At 56.3% G+C, this 6,862-nt stretch carries 8 protein-coding genes and 1 tRNA gene; 5 read left to right on the top strand and 4 right to left on the bottom strand.

Annotated elements, in window-relative coordinates; translation table 11 throughout:
* The first annotated feature begins 184 nt into the window (after nt 1–184).
* The 3 genes from WMO44_RS12155 (at nt 185) to WMO44_RS12145 (ending at nt 2,536) form a co-directional block, all read left to right on the top strand.
* Entirely contained in the window at nt 185–574 is a 390-nt protein-coding gene (locus WMO44_RS12155) for a transposase (RefSeq protein ID WP_249236370.1), read from the top strand.
* 173 nt (nt 575–747) lie between these two features.
* Nucleotides 748–1,203, top strand: coding sequence for a MarR family winged helix-turn-helix transcriptional regulator (locus tag WMO44_RS12150; protein ID WP_055190626.1), 456 nt, complete (start codon nt 748–750; stop codon nt 1,201–1,203).
* A complete protein-coding gene (locus WMO44_RS12145; protein ID WP_055190629.1) occupies nt 1,190–2,536 on the top strand; it encodes an MATE family efflux transporter in 1,347 nt (448 codons plus the stop codon). Before WMO44_RS12150 ends, WMO44_RS12145 begins: the two co-directional genes overlap by 14 nt.
* A 163-nt stretch (nt 2,537–2,699) precedes the next feature.
* Here WMO44_RS12145 and WMO44_RS12140 read toward each other — a convergent pair whose 3' ends face one another.
* Nucleotides 2,700–2,966 (bottom strand): DUF6061 family protein, encoded by a 267-nt coding sequence (locus WMO44_RS12140; protein WP_349152747.1) that lies wholly within the window; start codon nt 2,964–2,966, stop codon nt 2,700–2,702.
* Between the two features lie 177 nt (nt 2,967–3,143).
* Nucleotides 3,144–3,230: transfer RNA gene (locus WMO44_RS12135), tRNA-Leu, on the bottom strand.
* Between the two features lie 398 nt (nt 3,231–3,628).
* On the opposite strand from WMO44_RS12135, the gene WMO44_RS12130 reads away from it, so the two are divergent.
* Both WMO44_RS12130 and WMO44_RS12125 read left to right on the top strand, forming a co-directional pair.
* Entirely contained in the window at nt 3,629–4,006 is a 378-nt protein-coding gene (locus WMO44_RS12130) for a DUF3592 domain-containing protein (protein ID WP_055186746.1), read from the top strand.
* A 16-nt stretch (nt 4,007–4,022) separates the two neighbouring features.
* The gene (locus WMO44_RS12125; protein WP_349152746.1) at nt 4,023–4,976 is read left to right on the top strand and encodes a SurA N-terminal domain-containing protein; all 954 of its coding nucleotides are present in this window, start codon (nt 4,023–4,025) and stop codon (nt 4,974–4,976) included.
* A gap of 116 nt (nt 4,977–5,092) precedes the next feature.
* Here WMO44_RS12125 and WMO44_RS12120 read toward each other — a convergent pair whose 3' ends face one another.
* Complete coding sequence (locus tag WMO44_RS12120; protein WP_349152745.1) at nt 5,093–5,695, bottom strand: TVP38/TMEM64 family protein; 603 nt, start codon at nt 5,693–5,695, stop codon at nt 5,093–5,095.
* 171 nt (nt 5,696–5,866) lie between these two features.
* On the bottom strand, nt 5,867–6,859 hold the full coding sequence (locus WMO44_RS12115) for a 3'-5' exonuclease (protein ID WP_349152744.1): 993 nt from the start codon (nt 6,857–6,859) through the stop codon (nt 5,867–5,869).
* Nucleotides 6,860–6,862: the final 3 nt, after the last annotated feature.

The raw sequence follows: 6,862 nt of genomic DNA, 5'->3' as shown, positions 1-6,862 counted from the left end.
TGGAAAAGGCTCTTGCAGAAGCCCTTGAAGAAGAAAAGACCGCATAACAGCAGACACCTGTAAGCCATCAACGAGCCCCCAGCCGCAAGTGCAGGGCGGAAAGCATCCGCGCCCTTGCGCCTGATAAAAATTGGAACTTTGATTTTCTCGCCCGACTTTGCTGCGGTGGGACGATCAAAGGAGCGTGCGTTTGAACAAAAAGAAAAAGTCCACAAACACTTCCCCCTATCCCGATGAAGTCATCGACCGTCTGGCACGGGCATTCTACCCGGCCATCCTTGCCTGCTGGAACAGCGAGGTAGGACAGCGGGAGTTTGCTGCATGGCAGGCGGAGCAGGCTCATCATGCCCCCAGCAAAGAAAAGCAGAGCGTTCCCGACGGGGAACGCCCTGTTGTACATATCGCTGTTATCTGTGGCTTTAATCGCAAGTTTTACAAGCAGAGCAATTCTCAACGACCTGTTTGCGATATGCAATTCACGGTTGTTGCCAACGAATCAAATCGTGAATTACGCTGGCAGGGTGCGTCCTATTCAGGGACGCACCCTGTTTTTGTTTTGTATTTGATCTTCTAATCCATGGTTCAGACTGTATTCGCTCAAACACCCTCTAGAATGGTATGCCGGAAGCAGATGCCTCAAAGCTGCCGACATCTCCGATTTTTCAAAAAGACTTGACATTCCCGGGTAGTTCTATATAATTATCAATGTTAATTACCTTCGATAATCGTTTGGAGAGGAATTTCATTATGACCATCGAACTGATCAAGCAGCTGCTGGATGCCTGCTATCTGGCAAAGCGGGCACGGGAGATGCTGCCTGCCCTGCCGGAGGGTGTGACATCCTCCTATATCCAGTGTCTGGATGTTATTCAGAAATTGCAGACCCGTGGCATCTGGCCGAAGATCTCTGATCTCAGCGATGCGCTGAATCTGCCCCGCCCCGGTGTGACCCGTACCGTAAAAGAGATGGAGCACAAAGGGTATCTGAGAAAACAGGTGTCCGCTGAAGATGGCCGCGTGACCTATCTGTTCCTCACCGAGAGCGGGCAAGCGCTTTCCCAGAAGTACAATACGGACTACTTCTCGCAACTGCTCCCGTATCTGGACGGCATTTCCGAGGAGGATGCAGCGTGCACCATCCAAACGCTGGAAAAATTCTATGCTATTATGTGCGAAAGGAAAGATTCTCTTGAAAAACGATAAGACCGATTTTACCCAAGGCCGCATTTTGCCAAAGCTCGCCTTTTTCATGCTGCCCATTCTGGGTGCGCTGGTGCTGCAGGCCGCTTACGGCGCAGTAGATCTTCTGGTAGTGGGGCGCTTTGGCTCCACTTCAGGCTTGTCTGCGGTTTCCACCGGTAGTCAGGTACTCAACCTCGTCACCTTTGTTGTCACCCAGCTTGCCATGGGTGTCACAGTGCTCATTGCCCGCTATCTGGGCGAAAAACGACCGCAGTACATCGGGCAAGTCATTGGCGGGGCAGCTGTTGTGTTCACCCTTCTGGCAGCTGCACTGTTCGTGGTGCTGGTGTTTTTTGCACGGCTTATTTCCAGTCTGATGCAGGCTCCTGCCGAAGCCCTGGACCTGACCGCCAGCTATGTGCGCATTTGCGGCAGCGGCATCTTCTTTATTGTAGCCTATAATATGCTCTCGGCTCTTTTCCGCGGTCTGGGCGACAGCCGCTCTCCGCTGATCTTTGTGCTGGTGGCGTGCATTGTGAATGTTATTGGCGATCTGGTGCTGGTGGCTGGTTTTCATCTGGATGCTGCCGGTGCCGCCATTGCTACGGTAGCAGCACAAGCCGTCAGCGTAATCTGTGCAATCGCAATGCTGCTGAAGAAGGAGCTGCCCTTCAAAATCCATCGCTCTGATTTCAAGCCGAACCCCCAGTGCAAAAAATTTCTGGGCATCGGTCTGCCGCTGGCTTTGCAGGAGTTTTTGACCCAGCTTTCCTTTCTGGCGCTCTGCGCCTTCGTCAACCGGTTGGGGCTGGAGGCATCTTCCGGCTACGGTGTGGCGTGCAAGATCGTTAATTTTGCCATGCTGATCCCCAGTTCTCTGATGCAGTCCATGGCATCCTTTGTGTCCCAGAACGTGGGTGCTGGCAATAAAAAACGCGCCGAGCAGTCCATGCTCACCGGCATTGGCATCGGTCTGGTGTTCGGCTGCGTCGTATTTGCACTGGTGTGGTGCAAGGGTGACGTTCTCTCCGGTCTGTTTACGGCAGATGCCGCGGTTATTGCCAACGGCTACGCCTACCTCAAGGGCTTTGCGCCCGAGACCATCGCCACTGCCATCCTGTTCAGCATGGTAGGTTACTTCAATGGCAACGACAAAACCCTCTGGGTCATGGTACAGGGGCTGGTGCAGACTCTGCTGGTGCGTCTCCCCATGGCGTATATTATGAGTATCCAGCCCAACGCCAGCCTGACGATGATCGGTCTGTCCGCACCCACCTCCACCGCAGTGGGCATCTTATTAAACATCTGCTTTTTCCTCTGGCTTAAACGATACGAAAATCAAACGTCTGCATAAGTTTTGAAGGCTGGAGGCCTGCCGATGGTTGTTACCACCTATAAACATGATACGGTCGTGCTTGAAATTTCAAATTCAATCATGAGTCGATAATAGCAAACAAGCCCACAGGATAGACCGCATAAAAATACGGCAGACCTGTGGGCTTGTTCCTTATATCGAGTTAATCTCTAAACGATAAATCCTCTGATCCATGACCTCCGACCACATTCTTAAAATATTCCTCCGGGTTACCATTCAGAATCAAATCCGCGTAGCTCAGCGGATCATTGTAGATGAGGTAATCCAACTCCGACCTCTGCGCCATGGTCACATCCAACGCATCCTCGACCCCAGTGCAGTCGATGGAAATTTTTCTTCCATCCCGGAGCAGCAGCTCCACGCAGCCGGTGTCCATGTTGAATTTGCAGGTTCTTTCATCGTACTTCATACTCGTGTCCTTTCTACCTTACGGCACCTTTACAGTTGTGACCTTCGTGATACGGTCTTTCTTTTGATAAGGTTTCGGACACACGGCCGTCAGGGAAGAGCCTGAATTTTCATTTCCGAAGAAAACAAAAAATCCGAACCCTTCTCCTATCGAGAAAAGGTTCGGATTTTCATGGTTTGGTGCGGATAAGAGGACTTGAACCTCCACCGAGTTGCCCCGATTAGAACCTGAATCTAACGCGTCTGCCAATTCCGCCATATCCGCATATTCTGTTTTGTTCCTACGCCGAAGCGCCGGGGACGATAGTTATTATACCAGATACAAAAGAAATGTCAAGGCTTAATTTCAAAATTATTCGACAAAATTTTGCGGCAAAGTTGGTGCACTCTGGATAGCGGCTGCGGGGCGCTTTTTAGGGCAGATTATGGTACAATAAACGATAGGCAACACCGCACAATTCCCGCCTGACGGCTTAAGCACCGTTCCGGCGGCTGCGGTACGGCATCTGCGTTGCCAAAATGCTCGATAATACACAAAGTATTATCTGCGCTTTTGGCTTAGCATCTGCCGCACCTCGCGCGCCGTATCGGCACTTAGAATTATGCGGTACTGTCTATACGTCCGGGCACTGCCCGGCGATTACGGAAAAACGAGGGAAAACGATGCTGAATGTGATGATTTTTCTGGTCGGCGCACTGATCATGTTTTACATGGCGCTGCGCAGCGTGCGGGCGCGGCAGCTGCTGCGCACCAAAGGCGTCTGCGTGCAGGCCACGGTAAGCGGTACGGTGCAGAGCCGGGACGGCGCAGCCTATGTGCTGGAGTTTACCACCGCGGGCGGCAGCCACCGGCTGCAGTACCCCAAGCCCGCCAAGGGCAAGCCCTTTGCCGAGGGCAGTGTGGTCACCCTGTACTACGACCCCGATGCCCCGGAAAAGATGTTCGTAGAGGGCGACAAGTCCGTGCTGGGTGCCGAGCTGCTGTACGCCGGTATCGGCGTGGTGCTGCTGGTACTGATGGTCGGCATCATGAACCGCTGAGAAGGAGGGACACCGCATGAAACTGGAACATTTCGGCATGGCAGAGCCGGGGGACTGCCGGTTGGTATTCACGGCAAGCGCGGAGGAGCTGGCCGCTGCGCTGGCAAAGGAGCAGGCTGCCCCGGATGCCCCGCAGGACGAGGAAGAACTGCTGACGGCAGCGGTGAACCGCACCATTCTGGAGGGCTTTGACCCCCTTTACCGGCAGCTGGTGCAGGAGCAGCAACTGGTACCGGTGACCGACCCGGATTTCGAGCTGCTGGCGGTCAATAAGGCCGAGGGCTTCCGGGCTGGCGCGCAGTTCTACGCCCTGCCGCCGCTGGAGCTGGGACGGGACACCGGCTTTGTGCAAGCCATCGAGCCCCACCCACTGCGCCGGTTGACCATTGAACTGGAGATCAACCGCAGCTACGGTGATGAAGAGCGCGCCGCCGATGCCGCAGGCAAGGCCGCGCTGCGCGACCGGGTGACCCGGGAGCTCTACGCAAAGCGCTGCGCACAGGCCAGAGACCGGGCTGAAAAGGAGCTGGTCTGGCAGCTGGGCGATGAGGTGACCGGCCCGGTGCCCAAGCGGCTGGAGGCGGGCAACTACTTTGCCGAGCAGCGGCAGTTCAATCTGGGCTTGCAGGCTAACGGAGTCAATTTTGACCAGTTCTTAGCCGTGCGCGGGCAGACGGTGGAGCAGTTCCGGCAGTGGCTGCACCGGCAGGCGGAGCGCAAGCTGCGCAGCTGGCTGGGGCTTTTGCTGGTGGCCGAGCGGGAGGGCTTACAGCCCACCGAAGCCGAGGTGAACGCCGCCCTTGCCGATTGGGACGAGAAGCTGGACGGAGAGCGCACTTTCCCCGCGAACGACACCCGCAAGGTGCGCCAGCGCCTTGCCCGGGCAAAGGCCACGGCCTTTGTGGTGGAGCATTCCACCCTTACCCCGCCGCCGGCGGAACCCCTTGTGCAGGAACCGGAAGCAAAATAAAAATGATGGATCTCATGTCATGGCGGGCAGTCTGCGGGCTGCCCGCCATGGCATTTTTTGCAAAAAAGAGACAGCCGAGCGCCCGCAGGTGCTCCGCTGTCCCGGATATTGTAGCTTTATTCCAGATGATGCTTCCGGCAGAACCTTTTGCTTACCCAGTACATCCCGCCCCACAGCAGGACTGCGAGCACAAGGTAGACCGGGTTCTTCAGGGAGCTGACCAGCGACTGCCCAAAGACGGCCATCATGGCCACCATCAGCCCCTTGCCTAAAAGGACGGTGCGTAGATAGCGCTTTTCGTCAAAGTCCGACATCCCGAAGGCAAAGTGCATGAAGGAGGTGGGGGTGAAGGGCAGCAGCGACAGCATGAACAGGGACGAGGTGTCGAAGCGGTTCACCCACTGCTGTGCCTTTTCCAGCTTGGGGGAGCGGCTGGCCACTTTCCAGAAAAAGCGCTTGATGAGCCGCCGCCAGAACAAAAACATGATGACGCCGCCCAGCGCTACGCCTGCCCAGCTGTACAAAAAGCCCAGCAGACCGCCGTGTGCGGCTACGTTCAGCGCTACAATGGCAATGAGCGGCAGCGGCGGAAAAAAGGACTCTACCATAGCCAGCAGAATGGGCACAAGGGGGCCCAGCCCTTCAAAGCCCGCCAGCAGCGCTTCCCAGTATTCCAGTGTTCCAAGCTGGTGCACCCAGCCCATCAGTGTGGTTTGCATCCTTTGTTCGATCCCTTTCTGCACAGCCGGTGCCGGGGTGTTCCCGGGCAGACTACGTTAAGCTTAGTATATCCATTCTCTATGACAGAGCCATGAACAGAGTGTGCATTTTTTCGACACGTTATACGCTCTGCTATCAATACTACGAAACGGAAGGGGATTTTCCTGCATTTACTTTTCCGCGGCCTGCTTTTCGGCCTTGGCGCGCATCCGCTCCAGCTGGGCGGTGCGCAGCTTTTCCCAGCGGGCAAGGCTTTCGGCGTCCGGCATCTGGGCGCAGCGGGCAAAGCTCCAGTGCAGGCCGTCCCGGCGGGACAGCTTGTACCGCTGGAACACGCCCTGCCCGGCGGCGTTGCCGCTGCCGGTGCAGCTGGGGCACTGACACAGGGTATACCAGCTGTTGCTACCCTTTTTCAGCCAAATCTCGTCCGGCTGCAGGGTGGTGCCGCACTCCGGGCAGGGCATCTGGCTGATCTTGGGGTCAGCCCGCCATGCGTACTGCTCCACATAGCCGTGAAACACCGTAAAGTCCCGGTAATCACCGGGGTTCTGGCACAGGCTCTGGCGCAGCGCCTCGTCCTCAGTGGGATAGACGGCAAGCCCGGTGCGCAGATCCAACAGACGGCAGACATCGGCGGTGTACAGGGTATCGGAAAGCGCATCGTGGAAGGGGCGCTCCATGGGGATGCCCATGCGGGTGACCACGCTTTCCAGCGTCATGCCCTCGCCCTCCTTGCGGGGATGCTCCCGCAGAAAGACCTGCTGCAAATCGTACCACACGGTGGGCTTGGACTCGTCCAGATTGCACAGGAACAGGTTCTGCTTGAGCACCGGCACATCATCCAGACCCCACTCGGCAAACTCGGCATCCGGGCCGCACCACTGCATAAAACGGCGCAGTCCCTGCACGATGGGTTCGCCCTTGTCCAGATCGGCCTGCGTCAGGCCGGTCACCTTGGCGATATGGTGCTGCAATTTGCGGAAGATGCGGGGACGCAGATGGATGGAAAAGGTGTCCAGCACATTGGCATCCTCGTCGATCTTTACGGCGCCGATCTCCACGATCTCGCCCCGCAGGGTCTGCTGCACCCCATGGTAGTTAAAGGTATACGGCTGGTAGCCGATGTTCCATTCCAGATCAAATAAAACCAAGTTACGCGGCATTGC

Origin of the sequence: Faecalibacterium tardum (genome assembly GCF_040096515.1) — a bacterium.
Classification (GTDB): domain Bacteria; phylum Bacillota; class Clostridia; order Oscillospirales; family Ruminococcaceae; genus Faecalibacterium; species Faecalibacterium tardum.
Note: the sequence above shows the minus strand (reverse complement) of the source record. Positions and strands in the feature narration are given on the sequence as shown.

What these genes read in the sequence shown, in the direction of transcription:
- WMO44_RS12150 (WP_055190626.1), top strand. Translation starts at nt 748, where the DNA reads ATGACCATCGAACTGATCAAGCAGCTGCTGGATGCCTGCTATCTGGCA.
- WMO44_RS12140 (WP_349152747.1), bottom strand. Translation starts at nt 2,966, where the DNA reads ATGAAGTACGATGAAAGAACCTGCAAATTCAACATGGACACCGGCTGC.
- WMO44_RS12130 (WP_055186746.1), top strand. Translation starts at nt 3,629, where the DNA reads ATGCTGAATGTGATGATTTTTCTGGTCGGCGCACTGATCATGTTTTAC.
- WMO44_RS12125 (WP_349152746.1), top strand. Translation starts at nt 4,023, where the DNA reads ATGAAACTGGAACATTTCGGCATGGCAGAGCCGGGGGACTGCCGGTTG.
- WMO44_RS12120 (WP_349152745.1), bottom strand. Translation starts at nt 5,695, where the DNA reads ATGCAAACCACACTGATGGGCTGGGTGCACCAGCTTGGAACACTGGAA.
- WMO44_RS12115 (WP_349152744.1), bottom strand. Translation starts at nt 6,859, where the DNA reads ATGCCGCGTAACTTGGTTTTATTTGATCTGGAATGGAACATCGGCTAC.